At 38.4% G+C, this 21,620-nt stretch carries 18 protein-coding genes; 9 read left to right on the forward strand and 9 right to left on the reverse strand.

What is annotated here, in order from left to right:
• Nucleotides 1-6: 6 nt before the first annotated feature.
• Nucleotides 7-1,251, reverse strand: coding sequence for a molybdopterin molybdotransferase MoeA (gene moeA, locus GNP81_RS10025; protein WP_155671663.1), 1,245 nt, complete (start codon nt 1,249-1,251; stop codon nt 7-9).
• A 154-nt stretch (nt 1,252-1,405) separates the two neighbouring features.
• On the opposite strand from moeA, the gene folE reads away from it, so the two are divergent.
• Entirely contained in the window at nt 1,406-2,059 is a 654-nt protein-coding gene (gene folE / locus GNP81_RS10030) for a GTP cyclohydrolase I FolE (RefSeq protein ID WP_155674618.1), read from the forward strand.
• A 90-nt stretch (nt 2,060-2,149) separates the two neighbouring features.
• On the opposite strand, the gene cls is transcribed toward folE, so the two are convergent.
• Nucleotides 2,150-3,604 (reverse strand): cardiolipin synthase, encoded by a 1,455-nt coding sequence (gene cls, locus GNP81_RS10035; RefSeq protein WP_005419878.1) that lies wholly within the window; start codon nt 3,602-3,604, stop codon nt 2,150-2,152.
• A 306-nt stretch (nt 3,605-3,910) separates the two neighbouring features.
• Here cls and GNP81_RS10040 point away from each other — a divergent pair, with 306 nt between their 5' ends.
• The gene (locus tag GNP81_RS10040) at nt 3,911-5,335 is read left to right on the forward strand and encodes a sodium-dependent transporter (RefSeq protein ID WP_026029373.1); all 1,425 of its coding nucleotides are present in this window, start codon (nt 3,911-3,913) and stop codon (nt 5,333-5,335) included.
• 58 nt (nt 5,336-5,393) lie between these two features.
• Here the strand turns inward: GNP81_RS10040 and GNP81_RS10045 are convergent, their stop codons facing one another.
• The 4 genes from GNP81_RS10045 to GNP81_RS10060 form a co-directional block, all read right to left on the reverse strand.
• Entirely contained in the window at nt 5,394-5,792 is a 399-nt protein-coding gene (locus tag GNP81_RS10045) for a YchJ family protein (protein WP_063655777.1), read from the reverse strand.
• Between the two features lie 12 nt (nt 5,793-5,804).
• A complete protein-coding gene (locus GNP81_RS10050; protein WP_155671665.1) occupies nt 5,805-7,007 on the reverse strand; it encodes an EAL and HDOD domain-containing protein in 1,203 nt (400 codons plus the stop codon).
• A gap of 113 nt (nt 7,008-7,120) precedes the next feature.
• Nucleotides 7,121-7,846 (reverse strand): UDP-2,3-diacylglucosamine diphosphatase, encoded by a 726-nt coding sequence (gene lpxH, locus GNP81_RS10055; protein ID WP_155671667.1) that lies wholly within the window; start codon nt 7,844-7,846, stop codon nt 7,121-7,123.
• Nucleotides 7,847-7,905: 59 nt separating this feature from the next.
• Nucleotides 7,906-8,403 (reverse strand): peptidylprolyl isomerase, encoded by a 498-nt coding sequence (locus tag GNP81_RS10060; RefSeq protein WP_005419869.1) that lies wholly within the window; start codon nt 8,401-8,403, stop codon nt 7,906-7,908.
• A 148-nt stretch (nt 8,404-8,551) separates the two neighbouring features.
• On the opposite strand from GNP81_RS10060, the gene cysS reads away from it, so the two are divergent.
• Both cysS and GNP81_RS10070 read left to right on the forward strand, forming a co-directional pair.
• Entirely contained in the window at nt 8,552-9,937 is a 1,386-nt protein-coding gene (gene cysS / locus GNP81_RS10065) for a cysteine--tRNA ligase (protein WP_155674616.1), read from the forward strand.
• A gap of 81 nt (nt 9,938-10,018) precedes the next feature.
• Complete coding sequence (locus GNP81_RS10070) at nt 10,019-10,597, forward strand: thymidine kinase (protein WP_005419864.1); 579 nt, start codon at nt 10,019-10,021, stop codon at nt 10,595-10,597.
• An 86-nt stretch (nt 10,598-10,683) separates the two neighbouring features.
• Here the strand turns inward: GNP81_RS10070 and GNP81_RS10075 are convergent, their stop codons facing one another.
• Nucleotides 10,684-13,221, reverse strand: coding sequence for a glycosyl hydrolase family 18 protein (locus GNP81_RS10075; protein ID WP_155674614.1), 2,538 nt, complete (start codon nt 13,219-13,221; stop codon nt 10,684-10,686).
• 615 nt (nt 13,222-13,836) lie between these two features.
• Here GNP81_RS10075 and GNP81_RS10080 point away from each other — a divergent pair.
• The 5 genes from GNP81_RS10080 (at nt 13,837) to oppF (ending at nt 19,455) form a co-directional block, all read left to right on the forward strand.
• A complete protein-coding gene (locus GNP81_RS10080; protein WP_155674612.1) occupies nt 13,837-15,501 on the forward strand; it encodes an ABC transporter substrate-binding protein in 1,665 nt (554 codons plus the stop codon).
• A gap of 105 nt (nt 15,502-15,606) precedes the next feature.
• Nucleotides 15,607-16,527, forward strand: coding sequence for an oligopeptide ABC transporter permease OppB (oppB, locus tag GNP81_RS10085; RefSeq protein ID WP_005419859.1), 921 nt, complete (start codon nt 15,607-15,609; stop codon nt 16,525-16,527).
• A 14-nt stretch (nt 16,528-16,541) separates the two neighbouring features.
• Nucleotides 16,542-17,444: an oligopeptide ABC transporter permease OppC gene (oppC, locus tag GNP81_RS10090; RefSeq protein WP_012533085.1), complete on the forward strand. Its 903-nt coding sequence runs from the start codon at nt 16,542-16,544 to the stop codon at nt 17,442-17,444.
• Between the two features lie 50 nt (nt 17,445-17,494).
• Nucleotides 17,495-18,460: an ABC transporter ATP-binding protein gene (oppD, locus tag GNP81_RS10095; RefSeq protein WP_005419857.1), complete on the forward strand. Its 966-nt coding sequence runs from the start codon at nt 17,495-17,497 to the stop codon at nt 18,458-18,460.
• Complete coding sequence (oppF, locus tag GNP81_RS10100; protein ID WP_155674610.1) at nt 18,460-19,455, forward strand: murein tripeptide/oligopeptide ABC transporter ATP binding protein OppF; 996 nt, start codon at nt 18,460-18,462, stop codon at nt 19,453-19,455. The genes oppD and oppF overlap by 1 nt, the downstream gene beginning before the upstream one ends.
• Before the next feature lie 104 nt (nt 19,456-19,559).
• Here the strand turns inward: oppF and GNP81_RS10105 are convergent, their stop codons facing one another.
• Together GNP81_RS10105 and pflA are read right to left on the reverse strand one after the other, a co-directional pair.
• Nucleotides 19,560-20,708: a cupin domain-containing protein gene (locus GNP81_RS10105; protein ID WP_196587426.1), complete on the reverse strand. Its 1,149-nt coding sequence runs from the start codon at nt 20,706-20,708 to the stop codon at nt 19,560-19,562.
• A gap of 65 nt (nt 20,709-20,773) precedes the next feature.
• Nucleotides 20,774-21,511, reverse strand: coding sequence for a pyruvate formate lyase 1-activating protein (gene pflA, locus GNP81_RS10110; RefSeq protein WP_155674606.1), 738 nt, complete (start codon nt 21,509-21,511; stop codon nt 20,774-20,776).
• Between the last annotated feature and the right edge of the window lie 109 nt (nt 21,512-21,620).

Genomic DNA, 21,620 nt, shown 5'->3' on the forward strand with positions numbered 1-21,620 from the left:
AAGCTCTTAGTATAGTGATGCGTTGAACAGTTCGATGTTAACTGTTTCACCAGATTCAACGCGGCCACGCTCACGCTCTAATACAACAAAACAATTGGCAATACTCATTGAACTGAAGGCTCCAGAACCTTGATTACCGGTCGTCGATACCTCAAATTGGCCTTGTGCATTAATAGAATAAATGCCACGTTGGTAGTCAGTACGGCCAGGGTGTTTTTTAAATGTAGATGTTGCTTTTGCAGGAATTGATTTTGGCGCTTCCCACTTTGTATGGCCCGCAAGCTTTGCAAGCATTGGTTGTACAAGCACATACATGGTTAACATTGCCGATACTGGGTTTCCAGGTAAACCGCAGAAGTAAGAGTTTGGTAATTGACCAAAAGCAAAAGGTTTGCCCGGTTTAATGGCTAATTTCCAAAAGCCGATTTGACCTAATTCATCTAGAATGTCTTTAGTATAATCCGCCTCGCCAACACTTACACCGCCAGAAGTAATTACCACATCGGCTTCTTTATCTGCTTTTAAGAACACTTCTTTTAGTGTTTCAGGGCAGTCAGGGATAATACCAAGATCGATCGCTTCGCAACCAAAACGTTCAATTAATACTTTAATACCGTAGCGATTACTGTCGTAGATTTGACCATCTTCTAATGGTTGACCAAGGGGCTTAAGTTCATCACCAGTAGAAAAGAAAGCGACTTTTGGCTTATTTACTACCGGAATATCATTAATACCTAATGATGCAATTAACGGGATATCACGTGGTGTTAAACGGTGACCTTTAGCTAGCACAGTTTGGCCTTGAGAAACATCGTCGCCAATCGGACGGATGTTTGCTTGCGGTTTTACATCAGCAAGGTTTAATTCGAAGGTAATACCTGTATCTGTTTCAGTGGTTAGCTCTTGCATAATAACCGCATCGCAACCCTCAGGGATTTTAGCGCCAGTCATAATACGAACAGTGGTTTGTGGCTGCCATTCACCTTCAAAAGGAATGCCTGCAAAAGATTTACCAGCAACGGGTAATGTTAAAGATTGTTCTAAATCAGCAATTCGTACGGCATAACCGTCCATTGCCGAATTAGCAAATGGAGGAACATTAATAGGAGAACGAATATCTTCAGCTAACACGAAGCCAATGGCATCAGCAAGGGCTAAAGAATGGGTCTTTGATACCGGAGAAACTTGAGATAATAAGGTTTCTAAAGCGGTTTCTACTGGAATTAAACCTTGAGTTGCGCAGCAATCCATTAGGGTACTCTCTACATTAATCGTAATAATGACTGAACATTACCATATTTTGCCCTTTAACATCTAATAGACCTAATAAAATCAGGGTGTATTTATTTGATAGAGGAGGTATCCTTAGCGAAGTTCAATTGATTATGGAATTTTGGAGTATACGATGTCATCGCTTAGTGAATCAGCCATATTAGTGCGTGATGCCCTTGTTGCACGTGGTCTTGAGACGCCAATGAAAGAAAACGGTGTTAGTCGAGAAGAGAAAAAAGAGCGCATTGAAGAGCATATGCGCGAGATCCTAACACTATTAAGTCTTGATCTTAGTGATGATAGTTTAGAAGAAACGCCGCACCGTATTGCTAAAATGTATGTGGATGAGATTTTCTCTGGGCTAGATTATGCGAATTTCCCTAAAATTACAGTGATTGAAAATAAGATGAACTGTGATGAAATGGTGCGTGTGAATGATATTACGCTAACCAGTACTTGTGAGCATCACTTAGTTACGATTGATGGTAAAGCGACGGTTGCTTATATTCCTCGTGGAAAGATCATCGGATTATCTAAAATTAACCGCATTGTTCGATTCTTCGCTCAACGTCCACAAGTACAAGAACGCATGACTCAGCAAATACTTGTGGCTTTACAAAGCTTATTAGGTAGTGACGATGTAGCGATTACCATGGAAGCGACGCACTATTGCGTTAAATCTCGTGGTGTAATGGATGCAACAAGCAGTACAACAACGACTGCACTTGGTGGGATCTTTAAGAGAAACCCAGCGACAAGACATGAGTTTTTAAGCGGAATTCGCTAAGTAAAGCCATCTTATTAAATACCACAATAAAATAAGCACTAAAAAGCCAGTGACCTTTGTAAAGAAGTCACTGGCTTTTTTTATGTGCTTTTAGAGTAACGGGCTGAACATGGAGAAGAATCGCTCGGTAAAGCGATTTCCCCAGCTTCTGTGACGCCATGTATCAAAACAGACTTGAGTTGATTGTTCTAGGTAGCCATCTAAAACCCATGATAATTGTTTTGTAAATTCAGGATCATCGACGATCAAACTTACTTCAAAGTTGAGCCAGAAGCTACGCATATCTAGGTTTACGGTTCCAATAATGCAATGGCTTTCATCAATCACGACTGATTTTGTATGTAATAAGCCACCATTAAATTCATGTATTTGAACTCCGGCTTTTAAGAGGGTTTCAAAAAAAGATTTTGATGCCCAGTTCACCATTAATGAGTCATTTTTCTTAGGCAATATTAGTTTTACTTCAACACCGCGGTGTGCAGTGGTTCTTAAGGTGTGCAATAAAATTTCACTTGGCACAAAATAAGGTGTGGTGATGGTGATGGATTTTCTTGCTTGGCAAATGGCAGTAATAAGTACTTGCTGAATAATGTCATCTGGCATACCAGGACCAGAAGGGACTACTTGGGTCGTGTGATTAAATGGGTCAATAGACGCAGGGCATTCTGGCAAATGAGGCAGCTCGCGAATACCCGTTTCAACTTCCCAATCCCACGCATGAATTGTATTTAAAATAGCGACATTAGGCCCTGTAAGGCGAACCATTACGTCAATCCATTGGCCAACACCAGAGTTTTGTTTGAAGTATTGCGGATCAACTAGGTTCATTGAGCCGGTATAAGCGATACGGTTATCAATCACAACAATTTTTCGATGTAAGCGTAAATCTAAGCGTCGAAAGAACATACGAAATGGACTTACGCTTAGTGCTTCTACAATGTTGACACCGGATTGTTTGAGTAATTTAGGCCAGTGGCTTTTAAAGAAATCCATACTACCAGCAGAATCAAGAAGGACATTTACAGTTACGCCTCGTTTTGCAGCCCCAATTAACGCACTGGCAACGCTGTCTGCCAATCCACCGTGATGCCAAATATAAAACTCCATATTTATTTCATGTTCGGCTTTTTCTATATCAGAAATAATCGCATTAAGGATTTCTGAAGGCGTATTTAATAACGAGAGTGTATCGCCACTTAATGCCGGAATACCGAGACGGTTAGAGCATAAATTATGAATTGCTGAGATACGATGAGAAATCGAGTGTGGTTGATGATATTGGCAATGATGAATTTGTGCGAACCATTGTTCATAAGGCGTAAACATAGCGCGTGCACGTTCACCACGAGTTCGACCTAAGTTAAGCTCACCAATTAAAAAATAAGCCATGACCCCAATAACAGGAAGAATGTAAATAATCATAAGCCAAGCTAATGATACGCCTACGGGTCTTGGTTTGAAAACAACACGAATTGTTACGCCGGCTACAAGAAGCCAATATAAAACGAAGCTAACAATTGTAAGTGCTTGATAAAATTTATCCATTAGCGCTCTATCAGTGAAAAAAGTAAGAGGATCTCTATTAAATCAGGAGTGATAAGAAAAGAGTAGATAGGAATGCAAAAATTTACAAAATAAAAATTATTGATGAAATTGTAAACATATAAGGCACAAAAAGGTGTCATATGTTAAAAAAATGCAACTGTGGGGTTCCAATTTTATTCTTAAACTGTTTTACTTGCAATTGATGGTACGCCATTCCAAATTTTTAGAATGTACAAAAATATGTACACAACTTTTTTGGCGTAAATTTATTAACACAGCATGGATAGTTTGGAGATAGACGTGGGTATGAGCGCTTCTACAAAGCCCCGCGACAATTGGGGTTCAAAATTAGGGTTTGTCATGGCAGCAGCAGGATCAGCTGTTGGTTTGGGTAATATTTGGAAATTTCCATATACAGCAGGAGATAATGGTGGTGGTGCATTTGTTGCTATCTATCTGTTCTTCGTCATTTTTATTGGTTTTAGTGTGATGCTGACTGAGTTTGCTATTGGTCGTCGAACACAAAAATCAGCAGTAGGTGCTTTTAAATCTACAGATCGCCGTTGGACCTTCGCTGGTGTTATCGGTGTAACAAGTGGTCTATTGATCATGGGGTTCTACCCTGTAGTCGGTGGGTGGGCGATTGCTTACATCGCTAAAGTTGGTACAGGTTTATTAAGTGCTCCAGAAGCGATTGGCGATAGTTTTGGTGGATTTATTTCTGATCCAATTCAACCATTAATGTGGATGGCTTTTTATCTGTTTTTAAATATCGTCATTGTAATGAAAGGTATTTCTGGCGGTATCGAGAAAGCAGGTAAAATATTAATGCCACTGCTTTTCATTATCCTGATTATTGTTTCAGTAAAAGGGTTAATGCTTCCAGGTTCAATGGCGGGCCTTGAGTTTTTATTTAGTCCTGACTTTTCAAAAATTGATAGTAACGTTATTTTGGCTGCTTTAGGCCAAGCCTTTTTCTCATTATCTTTGGGTATGGGTTGTATGATGACGTACGGTTCTTATTTGAAGAAAAAAGAAAATCTAGTACAAACAACAGCAATGGTTACTGCAATGGATACTGGCGTCGCAATCCTTGCAGGTGTAGCAATGTTCCCAGCAATGTTTGCATTTGGTATGGCTCCAACAGCAGGGCCGGGTCTTGTATTTGTTGTGGTACCTCAGCTATTTGCTGAAATGGGTGGAATTATCGGTCTTCTTTTAGCTCTTATGTTCTTTATTGGTTTAAGTGTTGCTGCACTGACATCTTCTGTTTCTTTATTAGAAGTTGTTGTGTCTTACTTAATTGATGAAAAAGGGTTATCACGTGTTAAAGCGGTGATTACAGCAAGTTCGGTAATGGCTGTTCTATGTATTTTTGCTTCTCTATCTTTAGGTGGCGTAGGACCAACATTATTTGATACTGGTGCTTTTGATATTTTTGACTTGTTAACAGATAAGATCTTCTTAGCGGTCGGCGGTATGTTGGTATGTATCTTCGCAGGTTGGAGATTGAAACGTGAAGATCTAGAAGATGAGATCACAAACGGTGGTGAAGTTAAGTTCCCATTGTTTGGTCTATGGTATGTTTTAGTTAAGTTTATCATCCCTGTAGCAATCGCAATTGTTGCCTTTATGGGGATTTCATCAGGATTTGATAGCGGCAAGGGAGCTATTATGTTGCTTGGTGTAGGTATTATTGCAGGTGCTGCGTTAATATCGAAAAAATTCTAATTTAAGAAATTAGTACTTAAAATAAAAACGAGAGCAAAAGGCTCTCGTTTTTTAATTATTACTCCACATCACCATCAATATAGAACCATTTTCCATCTTCTTTGACAAAGCGAGAGCATTCTTTTAATTGATGCAGTTGGCCACCTTCTGAATAGGTCGCTTTAAATGTCACAAAACCCTCATTAGCATTTTCTTTTGATAATGAAGAAGCGATAACTTTAAGTTTACGCCAATCTAACTCTACAGAGTCAATAATACCTTCTCTAAACTCTTCCGCATTACAAGAAGGGTGGTAGGTATCAATAATATATTGCACTAATTCTTTCACATGAGCACTGTAACGAGAACGCATTAACAGTTCAGGAGTTATCGCTAATGAATGATTGTTATGAATAGGCTCACAACAAACAGAATAATTTTTTTTTGTACCGCAAGGGCAATGATTTGATTTTGACATATTCAGACGCCTCTATTTTGCTATCTCATCTACCCATTTGGCAGATTCTTTATAACAAGCGGTAAATTCTTTTTCTGTAATATTTAGAGATCGACAACATTCGGCAACGACGCTCCAATCTGCTTTTTCATAGCTCTCGATGGCTAATATCAGCTTTCCTAATAATCCTTTACGTTCAGTGAGCGCTTGTTTTATTTCAATAGAAATAGGTAAATGCTGAATCAGTGTTTCAAGCGGTTGATCTAGTAAAGGCTCAAGTAAAGAAAACAGTCCAACTAAAAAAGCTTGGCTAGGTTCTAATTCAATATCAGTTTTAGTTACGATTAACTCACACAATCTAGCACGGTGGATTGATAACGTGTATAGAGATTGTGGTTTGTGCTGAGTTGCATGAGCAACTGCTACTAATGATACAAATTGACGAAGTTTAGTTTCACCCAAATAGACTAATGCTTGCTTAAAAGAGGTGATTGGCTTGTCAATAATAGAAGATGAATTAACAAATCGCAGCAGTTTATAAGAAAGTGAAACATCTTGAGTGATGTATTTTTCTACGGTATTGAAATCGACACTAGGTGCAGAGATTTCTTGGTATAACTGAATAATCGCAAGTTGATTTGGTTGAATTGCTCGTTGCTGAAGCATTTCAGGTTTACTGAAAAAATAGCCTTGGAAATAAGTAAAGCCAGCTTCTTTTGCCTGCTCAAATTCTTCGTAAGTTTCTACTTTCTCAGCTAAAAACTTAATATTGTATTTCTCACAATGACGAATGAATAGCTTTGCTTTTAGAATTGGCATTGTACGCATATCAAACTTGATGATATCAATGTACGGTAGAAAAGGGGTCCAATCTGGGTTTGGCTCAAAATCATCAAGAGCAAGTTTGTAACCTAGCTTCGCAAGACGTTTAATTGCTAGTAATAATTCAGGACTTGGAATGCAGTCTTCTAGTATTTCAACTACTAAATTATCTGGATTAAAAAGCGTAGGAACTAGATTTAATAAGCTTTGTTGAGGGAAATTAACAAAGCCTAATTTATCATTTGTTGCATTGCAGTATGAGCTTAAAAAATGATCGGATAAAAGTCGGCTCGTTGCTTCTTCTGCTTCAACAAGTGGAAAAGTGTTTTTTGGACCGTCTCGAAATAATAATTCGTAACCAATCGTATTTTTACTTAGGTCTAAGATTGGTTGACGAGCAACATATGTGTACATAACAACTTTTCTCTACAGCGTGTTGAATCGGAACTGCGCTCATAATAAACGCTTTACAGTAAAAAAACTATGTTTCTTGTTTGAGACATTTAAAGGCAAACGATTAAAAATAATTATTTAAACTCTTTTTTGTGAAGTGAGTAGATTTTATCTGAATACTCAAGAATTGAACCTTGGCTATACCAGTCACCTAATACAATGCGAGTCATCTCTTTATTATTGCTCATAAAGGTATGTGTATCTGGCCTGTGAGTATGTCCATGAATAAGACGTTGAACACCTTCTTCTTGCATTACACGTTCAACTTCACTTTGAGTAACATCCATGATGCACAGAGTTTTAGTTTGTTTTTTCTCTTTAATCTTATCCTGAACGTTTTTTACTATACGCTGGCGAATGAAAAGTGGAATTCGGTTGAAGACCCATTGAAGCCATGGCTTGTGCACTTTAGCTCTAAATTCTTGGTATTTTATATCATCAATGCACAAGGTATCACCGTGCATAATAAGAACTTTTTCACCATCAAGTTCGATAACCGTGTGATCGTCTAAAAGTTCAACTCCTGTTTCTTTACAAAAGCGTTTATTAAGCAGGAAATCTCTATTACCTTGAATAAAGTAACATTCGACTCCTTTTTCCGTTAATGCCTTAAACTCATTTTTGATTGAAACATTAAATGGAGAATTATCATCATCACCAATCCAAAACTCAAATAAATCACCTAATACATAGAGTTTTTCAGCATGAATGGCTTCATTCTGCATAAAATCAATAAAACAGTCTGTGATGTCAGGGCGAAGAGGGGATAAGTGAAGATCAGAAATAAATAAGATAGTCATAAATTCTTTATTGGTAATGAGAAAATGCCAGCTTTGAATAAAGCTGGCAAAAAACAGAATTATTCTGTGATTGTTGTGCCTGTGATGAATACTTCTTCAACAGGAACATCTTGGTGTACGTAACCGTAGTTACCCGTAGCAACACCTTTGATTTTGTTTACTACGTCCATGCCTTCAACAACTTCAGCAAATACACAGTAACCCCAACCATCTAGAGATTCAGATTTGAAATCTAGGAATTTGTTGTCGTTAACGTTGATGAAGAATTGAGAACTTGCAGAATGCGGTTCCATAGTACGAGCCATTGCTAATGTACCTACTTTGTTACTTAGGCCATTGTTTGCTTCGTTTTTGATAGTTGCACGGCCAGTTTTTTCTTCAAGACCTGAAGTCATGCCGCCACCTTGAACCATAAAACCATCAATTACACGGTGGAAAAGAGTGTTGTCGTAGAAACCATCTTTACAGTATTGTAGGAAGTTAGCACAAGTTGCTGGTGCTTTGTCTTCATGAAGTTTAACTGTGATGTCACCAAATGATGTATGTAGGATGATCATGGAATTACCTTTGTAATTGTATTTAAATAGAATTTGATTTTACCTAAGATTAATCAGAATCTACAGGGAATTTTCTTGCTATCAGCACTTAATATAGGTCTAATAGCTTATATATATCCTTTAAACAAATAATGAGTAAAAAAAGAGCATGTTGAAAATATATAACTCACTTACACGTCAAAAAGAAGAATTTAAACCAATTACCGAAGGTAAAGTCGGTATGTATGTGTGTGGGGTTACCATTTACGATTTGTGTCATATCGGCCACGGTCGTACATTTGTCTCTTTTGATGTGATTTCTCGTTATTTACGTTTTCTTGGTTACGATTTAACTTTTGTTCGTAACATCACCGATATTGATGACAAAATCATTAAACGTGCCGCTGAAAATGGTGAAACATGTGATGCATTAACTGAGCGTTTGATTGCTGACATGCACGCAGATTTTGATGCGTTAAACATGAAGCGCCCAGATGTGGAACCTCGTGCAACAGAGTACATTAAAGAAATCATTGCATTAGTTGAGCGATTAATTGAGCGTGGCTTTGCTTATGTTGCATCGAATGGCGATGTAATGTTCGAAGTGAAAAAATACGATGAATATGGTCGTCTTTCTCGTCAAGATCTTGAACAACTTCAAGCGGGCTCTCGTGTTACATTAGAAGAAGCAAGCGTAAAACGTAGCGGTATGGATTTTGTTTTATGGAAAATGTCAAAACCAGGTGAACCAACATGGGAATCTCCATGGGGCCCAGGCCGTCCAGGTTGGCATATTGAATGCTCTGCGATGAACTCATCTATTTTAGGTGATCATTTTGATATTCATGGTGGTGGTTCTGATTTAATGTTCCCACACCACGAAAATGAAATTGCACAATCTTGCTGTGCGCATGATACGCAATATGTAAATACATGGATGCATAGCGGAATGGTAATGGTTGATCGTGAGAAAATGTCTAAATCATTAGGTAATTTCTTTACCATTCGCGACGTTCTTGCTCATTACGATTCAGAAACGGTTCGTTATTTCTTAATGTCGGGTCACTATCGTAGTCAATTAAACTACAGTGAAGAGAATCTAAATCAAGCTCGTGCATCATTAGAGCGTTTATACACATCGCTACGTGGTCTTGATCTATCAGTGACTCCTGCTGGTGGTGAAGAGTTTGTTGGTCGCTTCTCTACAGCGATGAATGATGACTTTAATACACCAGAAGCGTATTCAGTATTATTTGAAATGGCTCGCGAAGTGAACCGTCTTAAAACTGAAAATATAGACACTGCATCTAAATTAGGTGCATTAATGCGTGAACTAGCTGATGTATTAGGTTTATTATCACAAGAGCCTGAAGCATTCTTGCAAGGTGGAAGCGGCAATGATGATGTTGCGGAAATCGAAGCATTAATTAAAGCGCGTAATGATGCTCGTGCAGCAAAAGATTGGGCAGCAGCAGATGCTGCTCGAGATGCGATTGCTGCATTAAATATTGTATTAGAAGATGGCCCTGAAGGAACAACGTGGCGCCGTAAGTAATACAAACAGTTTTATATAAAGGGCTGGTATTTCCAGCCTTTTTTATTACCAAATTTTTAAACTTTAATAGAGGACACATTTGTGGCACAAATGTATTTTTATTACTCTGCAATGAATGCGGGGAAATCAACAACACTTCTTCAATCATCATTTAACTATCAAGAGCGCGGTATGAATCCTGCTATTTTCACAGCAGCGATTGATGACCGTTATGGTGTTGGTAAAGTTAGTTCTCGAATTGGTTTACACGCAGAAGCGCATTTATTTAATAAAGAAACTAATGTGTTCGATGCAATTAAAGATCTGCATGAAGCAGAAAAACTTCACTGTGTTTTAATTGATGAATGTCAGTTTTTAACGAAAGAACAAGTATATCAGCTCACTGAAGTTGTTGATAAATTAAATATTCCAGCGCTTTGTTACGGATTGCGAACTGACTTTTTAGGTGAGTTATTTGAAGGCAGTAAGTATTTACTTTCTTGGGCTGATAAACTGGTTGAATTGAAAACTATTTGTCACTGTGGCCGCAAAGCAAACATGGTGATTCGTACGGATGAACATGGTGTAGCAATTGCTGATGGCGATCAAGTGGCTATCGGTGGTAATGAGCTGTATGTTTCTGTTTGTCGACGTCATTACAAAGAAGCGTTAGGTAAATAGAGTTTATTTAATTAGCTTGTACGGTTTGAAATGAAAGGCCAAGTTCAACTAAATGAACTTGGCCTTTTTATTTTAAATGAAAAGGATTAGTTACAAGTAGAAATACCTACTTCTTTCCATACTCCCCATTCGCCAGATTTTGATGGTTCATCACCTTTTGTCCACCATTTCGCTTCCCATACCTTACCTGCTTGAGAAACTTGGTCACCACCAGTATAGACTGTTGAAGCATCCCATGCGTTATCACAAGTTACTGGTGGTTCACCAGCATCTTTAAGGACAGTAACAGTAACATTTGCAGTGTCTGATGCTTGACCATCGTTTGCTGTTACAGAGAAAGTAAAAGGCGTATCAACGGTGTAAGACCCTGCTGTAAAGGTTACTTTTGAGCCAACAACAGTAGCATCAACACCTGTAGGGATTACCCATGAGTAGGTTAATGGATCATTGTCTGCATCAGTAGATGTTGATGCATCAAGTGTAACAACATCACCTTTGTTTACTGATGTTGGAGCAACAATAACAGCTACTGGTGGAGTATTTACTGGTTCTGTTCCTTCAACGGTTACTGATACAGCGACTGAATCAGATGCAGTAGCACCTTTATCGTCTGTTACTGTTAGTGTGAATTGAAGTGTTTCAGATTGAGTAAAAGTATCTGTAGCAAAGCTTGGGTTAACAGAGTCTGCGCCACCTAATGTTACATTTGGCCCAGAAACTTGTGTCCATGCATAAGAAACAATAGAACCGTCGCTGTCTGATGATAATGAACCATCAAGTTGTACAGAAGCAGGAGCTATAACTGAAACATCTACCCCTGCATTCGCTACAGGTTTTTTGTTTGCAGGAGGTGTAACCGTACCGTCGCCAGCAAGACCTTCTTGCATTGCATTTAGAATGTCACCATTATCGGCATCGATTTCCCATGCAAATAGACCACCTAAGCCCAATGAACGAACATATTCACCTTTAGCTAATACTGATTTCTTATTATCGTAAGTAACAAGATCACCATTGCTTGGATCATAAGCGTAAGCCGCTTGAGCTATTTCATCATAACCAACTTCAACACCTGCTTTATTCACGTAGCGAGTTACTACATCTTTATAATCGATAACGCCAGCTTCCCATGAACCTGCTACTTTACCATTACCAACACCTGTCATAGGGTTTGTTGGATCTGTCATACTTTCACGTGTAACGCCAGTCCAACCTCGAGCATACATAGCGGCGCCAACAACGAGTTTCTTAGCGTCAACACCTTGAGCTAATAACAGGTCAATCGCGTTAGTTATTGTGTATGCTGGTCCTTTTCTTGGTTCGCCTTTATCATCAAGCCCTGTACCATCACATTCGCCTTGAGACATATGTGAGCCACAATTTAGTGCAGTTTGGTGACCTACAACGTTATTCCAACCGCCGTAGAAGTCGTATGTCATTGCAAAGATATAGTCCATGTATTGTGATGCAGCAGCGTAGTCAACATCTTCAATTTTGTCATAACCAGCACCAATTGCTGATGTTAACTCATAGGTTTTTCCTGTTTCAGCACTTAATTCATCAAGCATTGCTCTTAGCTCTTGCATTAATGCAACATAAGCAGGGCCGTCATTCACCGGATCACCACCGGTTGCACTTGCACCATCACCACCAGGGAATTCCCAATCAATGTCTACACCATCATAAAACTTCCATGTTTTAAGAAATTTTTTAACTGAAGCAACGAAAATGTCTCGTTTTGATTTATCAACAAAATTGTAGAAAGGGTCAGATAATGTCCAGCCACCAATTGATGGAACAATTTTTAGGTCTGGATAACGTTGCTTAAGTGCCATCATTTGGCCGTAAGTCCCTTTATAAGGAGTACTATGAACGTGACCAGATTGAGGTTGTGGCATTTGAATTGCTGCCCATGGATCATGAATAACAACTTCATAATCAGGAGTGCCAGCACAAGCACGGTTAAGAGCTGCTAGGCTGTTTCCATTTTCAATCTCACCTAATGATGGGTTAGGGCCACAGATTGGAATGAAACCATAAAGAATGTGAGTAAGGTTTTGTGCTGGAATTTGGTCAACAGCAAATTTGCGACCATAAACACCCCATTCAACAAAATAGGCACCTGAAACCATACCTGCAGGTGTAGTGTAATTACCATTTGCAGGGTCAATATTCATTGGTAAAGGATCTAAGTGACTACCATCCGTATCTGCTACAACAATTGATTTTGGATCACTTGTACTACATTCTTCTGCTGCACCAGAACCATTACAAAGTTGCACTGTCATTTCATACTGACCACCTTGACGAACTTGTAGAGTTGTTGATGCTTTTTGTGAAGCTGCTGGAGAAACCGCTTCTTCATGCACAACAACACCATTTAATAGCACACGCCATTTTTCAGCAGGCTCACCAGACCAGCGATCCCATGTAACAGGAACTTCAGCAAAATCTTTTACGGTTACCAGACTTTTGTATGAGGTGGCTGCTTGGTCGATCTCAATAATTGAAAAGTCGGTTTCCATCCAAGAGATGATCGCTTGCCCCGGAGGTGCGGCAAAAGTAGGAGCAGAAAGAGCAAGAGTAACTGCAGCAGAGCACAGTCCAAGTTTCTTTTTAAACATAAATAACATCCTTGATAAATTAATCCAAATTGGATTACTGCTGAAATAACAGCATCCATATTATCTTTGTTTATAATTTATAAATTGCCAGAAGAAGTGTTTAGTTTGGCATCAACCTTAGGTATTCACATGTTTTAAATGCAATTACAAAAAAAGAATGTTTTATAGCCCTAAAGAATGTCATTTTTTTATTGCTTTATAAAAATAGATGTTTATTTGCGCTTTGAATTTAGTGTTTAAGGTTTTTTTGTTTAAAATGTCATCGATATTATATTTTTTTGTTATGGAATTGTTGGTTTAATATTTGGTTTATTGATGAGAAACTAGACAAAATAGTAGGGGATTCTACCTTTATTAAGCTTTCTATTCGTTCAATCCACAAAGGATAAATAATCTGGTTAATTATTCGGTTATTTGTGATGATTTTAAAAATTATCGGGTGTTTTGTGACAAAAATGTGGCAAATTACTTCAATGATTGATAATGTTGCCCACAATTCTTCGAAGGATTTAATCTTTTTTAGGCGTATTTAACGTTTTTTAGATTTAAATGATTGGCGAGTCGTTTTGCCCGAAGGATGTCATGGATGCAAATTGAATGTATTGGAGTTAATGCATGTATAAGAATAAAATTACACAAGCGATTTTGCTTGGTGGCCTGTCACTAGCACTTGCTGGCTGTGGAGATAAAACCGCAGAGCAACCTGTCAAACAAACGAAACCTGCTGAAAAACCTGAATCAACTGAAGTCGTATATGCCGATGTACAAGAGTTGGTTCGTGGTAATGGTACTGAGGTTGCGACTTTAGATCCTCATAAATCTCAAGGTGTTCCTGAATCTCACGTTATCCGCGATCTATTAGAAGGTCTTGTAAACCAAGATGCTGACGGTAATACGATCCCAGGTGTTGCTGAAAGTTGGGAAACAACAGATAACAAAAAATTTGTATTCCATTTACGTAAAGATGCTAAATGGTCAAATGGTGATCCTGTAACTGCTGATGATTTTGTATACAGTTTCCAAAGAGCAGTCGATCCAATGACAGCATCACCATACTCTTGGTATATGGAATATACTAAGATGGCAAATGCAAAAGACATTGTTGCAGGTAAAAAAGATAAGAGTGAACTTGGTGTTAAAGCGATTGATGCACATACTCTAGAAGTTCAACTTGATACTGCTGTTCCTTATTTTGTAAAAATGATGGGTCACACGACAGTGAAGCCTGTTCATAAAGCAACAATTGAAAAATTTGGAGATCAATGGACTAAACCTGGCAACTTTGTAGGTAATGGTGCATTCGTTGTTAATAACTGGGTTGTAAATGAACGTTTAGAGCTTGTTCGTAATGAGCATTACTGGGACAACAAAGATACTAAATTAACTAAGGTTACGTTCTTACCTATCGAAAATCAGGTTTCAGAAATGAACCGCTTCTTATCTGGAGAGTTAGACTTTACTAATGAACTTCCAGTTGAGCACTTTAAACGTCTACAAAAAGAAGAGCCTGATTCAGTTTCTGTTGTAGGTAGCTTATGTACTTATTATTACTCGTTTAATACTAAGAAAAAGCCGTTTGATGATGTTCGTGTGCGTAAAGCGATCTCTTACGCTATTGATCGTTCTATTGTTTCAGATGTAATTCTAGGCCAAGGCCAAAAACCAGCTTATTTCTTAACACCTGAAATTACTGCTGGCTTCAATCCTGAACTTCCTGCTTATGGCAAAATGACTCAAGATGAGCGTAATGCAGAAGCAAAACGTTTATTAACAGAAGCGGGCTTTGGTCCTGAGAATCCACTTAAATTTACACTGCTATACAACACGTCTGAAAACCATAAGAAGATCGCTGTTGCAGCGGGTTCAATGTGGAAAAAGACACTGGGTCTAGAAGTTGTTTTAGAAAACCAAGAGTGGAAAACATACCTAGATTCTAAAGATCAAGGTCAGTTTGAAGTCGCTCGTGCGGGTTGGTGTGGCGATTATAATGAAGCGTCAGCTTTCCTAACATTAATGGTAAGTAAGAACACGACTGGTGGTCAACACTATGGTAGTGCAGAGTATGATGCATTAATTGAAAAAGCATTAGCATCAACTTCTGAAGAAGAGCGTAATGCTATCTATTTAGAAGCTGAGAAACTTCTAGCTAAAGATATGCCAATTGCTCCAATCTATCAATATGTTAAATCACGTTTACTATCCCCACAAGTAGGTGGCTTCCCAACGGGCAATGCGGAAGAAAAAATCTACTCGAAAGACCTATATATCAAAGCTAAGTAATTATTAGCAAAATAAAACTATAAAAAATGTCACTACACGCAGGATAGCGTGTAGTGACTAGATCCATCTTTTAATATTTTTTGTCACAGACTGGAAGAGTGAATTATGTTTCAATTCATTATCAAACGGATACTTGAAGCAATTCCAACAATGTTGGTTTTGATCACCATTTCTTTTTTCTTAATGAGATTCGCCCCTGGCAATCCATTTTCAACAGAACGTCCACTTCCACCGGAAGTTATGGCGAATATCAATGCAAAATACGGTTTAGATAAACCGGTATTCGAACAATATACGACTTATCTTGGTAATATTTTACAAGGTGATTTCGGTCCTTCATTTAAATATCAAGATTATACAGTAAACGAATTGGTTGAAGCGGCATTACCAGTGTCAGCTAAAGTTGGTTTTTTTGCGTTTATTTTCACTGTGATACTTGGTGTTACTGTCGGTACCTTAGCTGCATTAAGGCAAAATACATGGCTTGATTATACGATTATGTCCACCGCCATGGTGGGGGTGGTTATGCCATCCTTTGTATTGGCTCCTGCACTTATTTATCTCTTTTCTATTGAGCTTGGCTGGTTTCCTGCTGGTGGTTGGCATGATGGTTCATTTAAATACATGTTCTTACCCATTCTAGGTATGTCATTTCTTTATGTTGCTACTTTTGCACGTATTACTCGTGGCAGCATGATTGAAACATTAAACAGTAACTTTATTCGAACCGCTCGTGCGAAGGGATTAAGTTATCGTTACATTATTATTAAACATGCACTAAAGCCTGCGATGTTGCCTGTTGTTTCTTATATGGGGCCAGCATTTGTCGGCATTATTACAGGTTCTGTTGTTATTGAAACGATTTTTGGTCTACCGGGAATTGGTAAGCTTTTTGTCAATGCAGCATTTAACCGTGATTATTCGTTAGTAATGGGGGTAACCATTTTGATTGGTTTCCTATTTATCTTATTCAACGCAATTGTTGATGTATTACTAGCAATTATCGACCCGAAAATTCGTTATTAATAGGGAATGGACGCATGTTAACGAAAAAAGAAAATTTAGAAGCGATCGAAAAATTCTCTGAGAGCTTGGAGATAGAGGGTCGCAGTTTATGGCAAGACGCTCGAATCCGATTTATGCGAAACAAAGCGGCAATGATCAGTTTGTTTATCCTTACTTTGATGACGTTGGCTGTGATTTTTCTGCCGATGTTCAGTCAATATGCTTATGATGATACAGATTGGTATGCGCTACACCAAGGCCCAAGTATGGCACACTTATTTGGAACGGATAGCTTAGGTCGTGATTTATTTGTTCGTACTTTAGTCGGTGGACGAATCTCATTGATGGTTGGTATTTTAGGAGCATTAGTTGCCGTACTTATTGGTACGCTTTATGGTGCAACATCAGGCTTTGTTGGCGGCAAAGTTGACCGAGTCATGATGCGTTTTATTGAAATTCTATACGCCGTACCTTTTATGTTTTTGGTTATCGTATTAGTGACATTTTTTGGGCGTAATATCGTACTTATCTTTGTGGCTATTGGTGCTATTGCTTGGCTTGATATGGCTCGTATTGTTCGTGGTCAAACATTGAGCTTACGTAGTAAAGAGTTTATTGAAGCAGCACACGTATGTGGTGTGAGTAAGTGGGGTATCATCACTCGCCATATCGTGCCAAACGTACTAGGTATTGTTGCTGTTTATTCGACATTACTTATCCCAAGTATGATCCTAACTGAATCTTTCCTATCTTTCCTTGGTCTAGGTGTTCAAGAACCGATGACAAGTTGGGGTGCTTTACTTCAAGAAGGCTCTCAAACAATGGAAGTGGCTATTTGGCAGTTAACTTTCCCAGCTTTATTTATGGTCGTTACCTTGTTCTGCTTTAACTATGTAGGTGATGGTTTACGTGATGCGCTGGATCCAAAAGACAGATAATCCTCTGTGTGGGCAGTTAATTATTAAACAAATTTAAGCAGGAAAGAATTATGAGTTTATTAGATGTAAAAGATCTGCGCGTAGAATTCACCACACAGGATGGTAATGTAACGGCAGTAAATGATTTAAACTTCTCACTAAAACAAGGTGAGACGCTAGGTATTGTTGGTGAATCGGGTTCAGGTAAATCACAAACTGTATTTGCCTTAATGGGTTTATTGGCTAAAAACGGTATTATTACTGGTAGCGCAAAGTTCGAAGGAAAAGAAATCCTCAATCTTCCAGAAAAAGAGCTAAATAGTATTCGTGCTGAACAGATGGCGATGATCTTCCAAGATCCAATGACGTCACTTAACCCATACATGAAAGTAAGTGAGCAATTAATGGAAGTGCTTATGCTGCATAAAGGCATGGGTAAAGCGGAAGCATTTGAAGAGTCTGTTCGAATGTTAGAGGCAGTTAAAATTCCAGAAGCTCGTAAACGTATCACTATGTATCCACATGAATTTTCCGGTGGTATGCGCCAGCGTGTGATGATTGCAATGGCACTGCTTTGTCGTCCGAAGCTCCTTATTGCTGATGAGCCAACCACAGCATTAGACGTAACGGTACAAGCGCAAATTATGGAATTATTGAATGAGCTGAAAAGTGAATTTAATACAGCAATTATCATGATTACTCACGATCTTGGTGTTGTCGCTGGTTCTTGTGACAAAGTGCTTGTTATGTATGCTGGTCGTACTATGGAATACGGTACAGTAAATGAAATATTTTACGAACCAAGTCATCCTTATGCTGAGGGTCTATTAAAAGCGATTCCTCGTTTAGATACAGAAGGTGAAATATTACCGACTATTCCAGGTAATCCGCCTAATTTACTTCGTTTACCTACGGGCTGTCCTTATCAAGAACGATGTCATCGTGTTATGGACCGTTGTAAGCAAGAAGCTCCGATCTTATTGCCATTTGGTCAAGATCGTTTACGTGCTTGTTTTTCTGATCAGGAGACGTGGTAATGTCAGTAGATAAAAAATTAATTCTAGATGTAAAGAATCTTAAAGTGCATTTTAGCATTGCAGCAAAATCAGTATGGCCTTGGGCTAAACCTGCAAACTTAAAAGCCGTTGATGGTGTTAATGTTCGCCTATACGAAGGTGAAACACTGGGGGTTGTTGGTGAATCTGGTTGCGGTAAATCAACATTTGCTCGTGCAATTATTGGTTTAGTTGAGGCGACAGATGGTGAAGTAGTTTGGTTGGGTGAAGACCTAACCAAATTAGAAGACGAACCACTTCGTCAAAAACGCAAAGAAATACAAATGATATTCCAAGATCCTTTAGCATCATTGAATCCTCGTATGACAGTCGGTGATATCATTGCTGAGCCATTACAAACATTTTATCCAAAGCTAACGAAAGAAGAGGTGAAGGATAGAGTTAAAGAGATGATGGCTAAAGTTGGATTATTACCTAATGTAATCAACCGTTACCCTCATGAATTCTCTGGCGGACAATGTCAACGTATTGGTATTGCACGAGCGCTTATTCTAAAACCAAAGATGATCATCTGTGATGAGCCTGTATCTGCTCTAGATGTATCGATTCAAGCACAGGTAGTAAACTTACTTAAAGAGTTGCAAAAAGAGCTTGGCTTAAGTTTAGTCTTTATTGCTCACGATTTATCGGTTGTGAAGCATATTTCAGATCGTGTATTAGTGATGTATTTAGGTAACGAAGTGGAACTTGGTGAATCTGATGCGTTATTTAGTAATCCTAAGCATCCTTATACAAAAGCCTTGATGTCAGCAGTTCCTATTCCTGATCCAAAGCTAGAAAGAGCAAAAACGATTGAAATGCTAGAAGGGGATTTACCATCTCCAATTAATCCACCATCTGGATGTGTGTTCCGTACACGTTGTCCTCAAGCAACAGATGCATGTGCAGAAACAAAGCCTGAATTAAAAGGTAATGATGTACACGCGGTATCGTGTTTGGCGGTAGCAGATATCTAATAAAAACCCATCATAATATTTATGATGGGTTAAAAAATGTATTTTAATTCAGCCTGTGACAGGCTTAAGCGCGATAGGCAATTTATATCGCGCTTTTTTTGTCTCTATTCCGCGTAAAAATAACCGATATTGACCAGTTGCAATAAATTAGCGACGGAGTGAGGATTCATTAAGAGGTTTTCAATATCTTGAAAAGTAACCTCACTAGATTCACATAAACGAATCACGTCATTTTTTATTTTTAATGGGAAAACATAACTTTCACCATCAATAAAAAGAGTCATGTTTTCTTTACATGATTCCACTTCATGGTAAAACGAACGAACGCCTGCCACTTTAGTTAATACTTGACCTGATTGTAAGTAACTAAGCAGCTCTTCAGTTGTCCATTTTTCTGAATCTGGAATGATATTTAAATGATGACGAGAATTGCTTAAGTACTCTCCCATAAACTGCTTTAGTGTTTGCTCATCTGACATTGCACTTAACATCATAGCTTTTAAGTCTTCAAAGCTTTTTGTTGTAATTTCACTACCGTGAATTTGTGCAGGAAGATCTGGATTATGGTAATGAACATCGCCTTTTTCATTTTCAATAATGAAGTCAGCAAAATTGCTGATTAACTCTTGTTCTTTTGGTGAACGAAAACCTGCTGAATAACTCATAGATGGCTCTAAGGCATAGCCATCATGCGGGAAGCCTGGTGGGATATAAAGAATGTCACCGGGCTCGAGAATTTGATCGATAATCGGTTCAAATCCAGTAATTTGTTTCAATGCAGAATGTCTATGCTCTTCTTGATATTCTCCGATATCGCCAACACGCCAATGGCGCTTTCCCTGACCTTGAATGATAAACACATCATATTGATCAATATGTGGACCAACACCGCCATGAGGTACTGAGTAGCTGATCATGATGTCATCAAATAACCAATTTGGTATTTGTTTAAAAGGTGTAAACAATGCTGCTGCACCTTCGTGCCAATGGTTAGCTGCTTGAACGATAATAGACCAATTGGTTTCGCCAAGTGTTTCATAGAGCTCTTCAGATAAAGGGCCGTGTTCTGCTTTCCATTCGTTATTAGCATTAGAAATGAATCGAGAATCGACATCGTTTTCTAAGGTAAGTCCTGCTAGTTCTTCTGGAGTAACAGGATCTTGAAAGTTCTCAAATCCACCTTTGATAATCACAGGTTTTTTTTGCCAATATTCAGATAGGAATTCTTGTAGCGAAAAACTTAATTGATACATTATTTTTTCCAATAAAAATGCCCGAAGATCGGGCATTTGTGTTGCTTAAAAAGGGAACGACGTAATTAATATTTTACGTTGTTGTGATATTGGCTTAGGATTTCGACCATTTTTTCCATCGTTTCTTTTGATGGAGGGTTTACGCCCTCAAGAGGGTAGTCATGACCTAATGCTTCCCATTTATGAGCACCTAATTTGTGATATGGAAGTAATTCTATTTTTTCAATGTTATCCATATCTTTAATAAAATTACCTAGAAGGTGTGCTGATTCTTCATCATCAGTATAGCCCGGAACAATAACGTAACGGATCCATGTTTTTTGACCAATCTTATGAAGGTAACGTGCAAAATCAAGAACTCGAGTATTTGATACACCGATGAATTCTTTATGGATATAATCTTTCATCTGTTTTAGATCAAGCATAACAAGATCTGATGCTTCCAAGACTTCATCAATTACATCAGTGTGTTTACGAATATACCCATTGGTATCTAAACAAGTATGGATGCCTTCTGCTTGAGCTGCACGGAAAAAATCACGTACAAATTCAGGTTGTAGCATTGCTTCACCGCCTGAACAGGTAATACCGCCTCCTGAAGCTTTCATAAAGTGACGGTAGCTTTTTGCTTCTTCAATCAATTCAGCAACGGTCACTTCTTTACCATCATGTGTATCCCAAGTATCACGATTGTGGCAATACATACAACGCATTAAGCAGCCTTGTAAGAAAACAATAAAGCGAATACCAGGACCATCAACAGTTCCACATGTTTCAAAAGAGTGAATACGACCTACAGACATGACGACATTTCTCCGAACTATAATTATGCGGTTATTTTATTACAAAAGCGGTCAATTAAGTAGTAATGAAGAAGAGAAAGGGGAGAGAAACTTTAATTTAAGGTAATAA

Origin of the sequence: Aliivibrio fischeri, from assembly GCF_009727955.1 — a bacterium.
Lineage (GTDB): Bacteria > Pseudomonadota > Gammaproteobacteria > Enterobacterales > Vibrionaceae > Aliivibrio > Aliivibrio fischeri_A.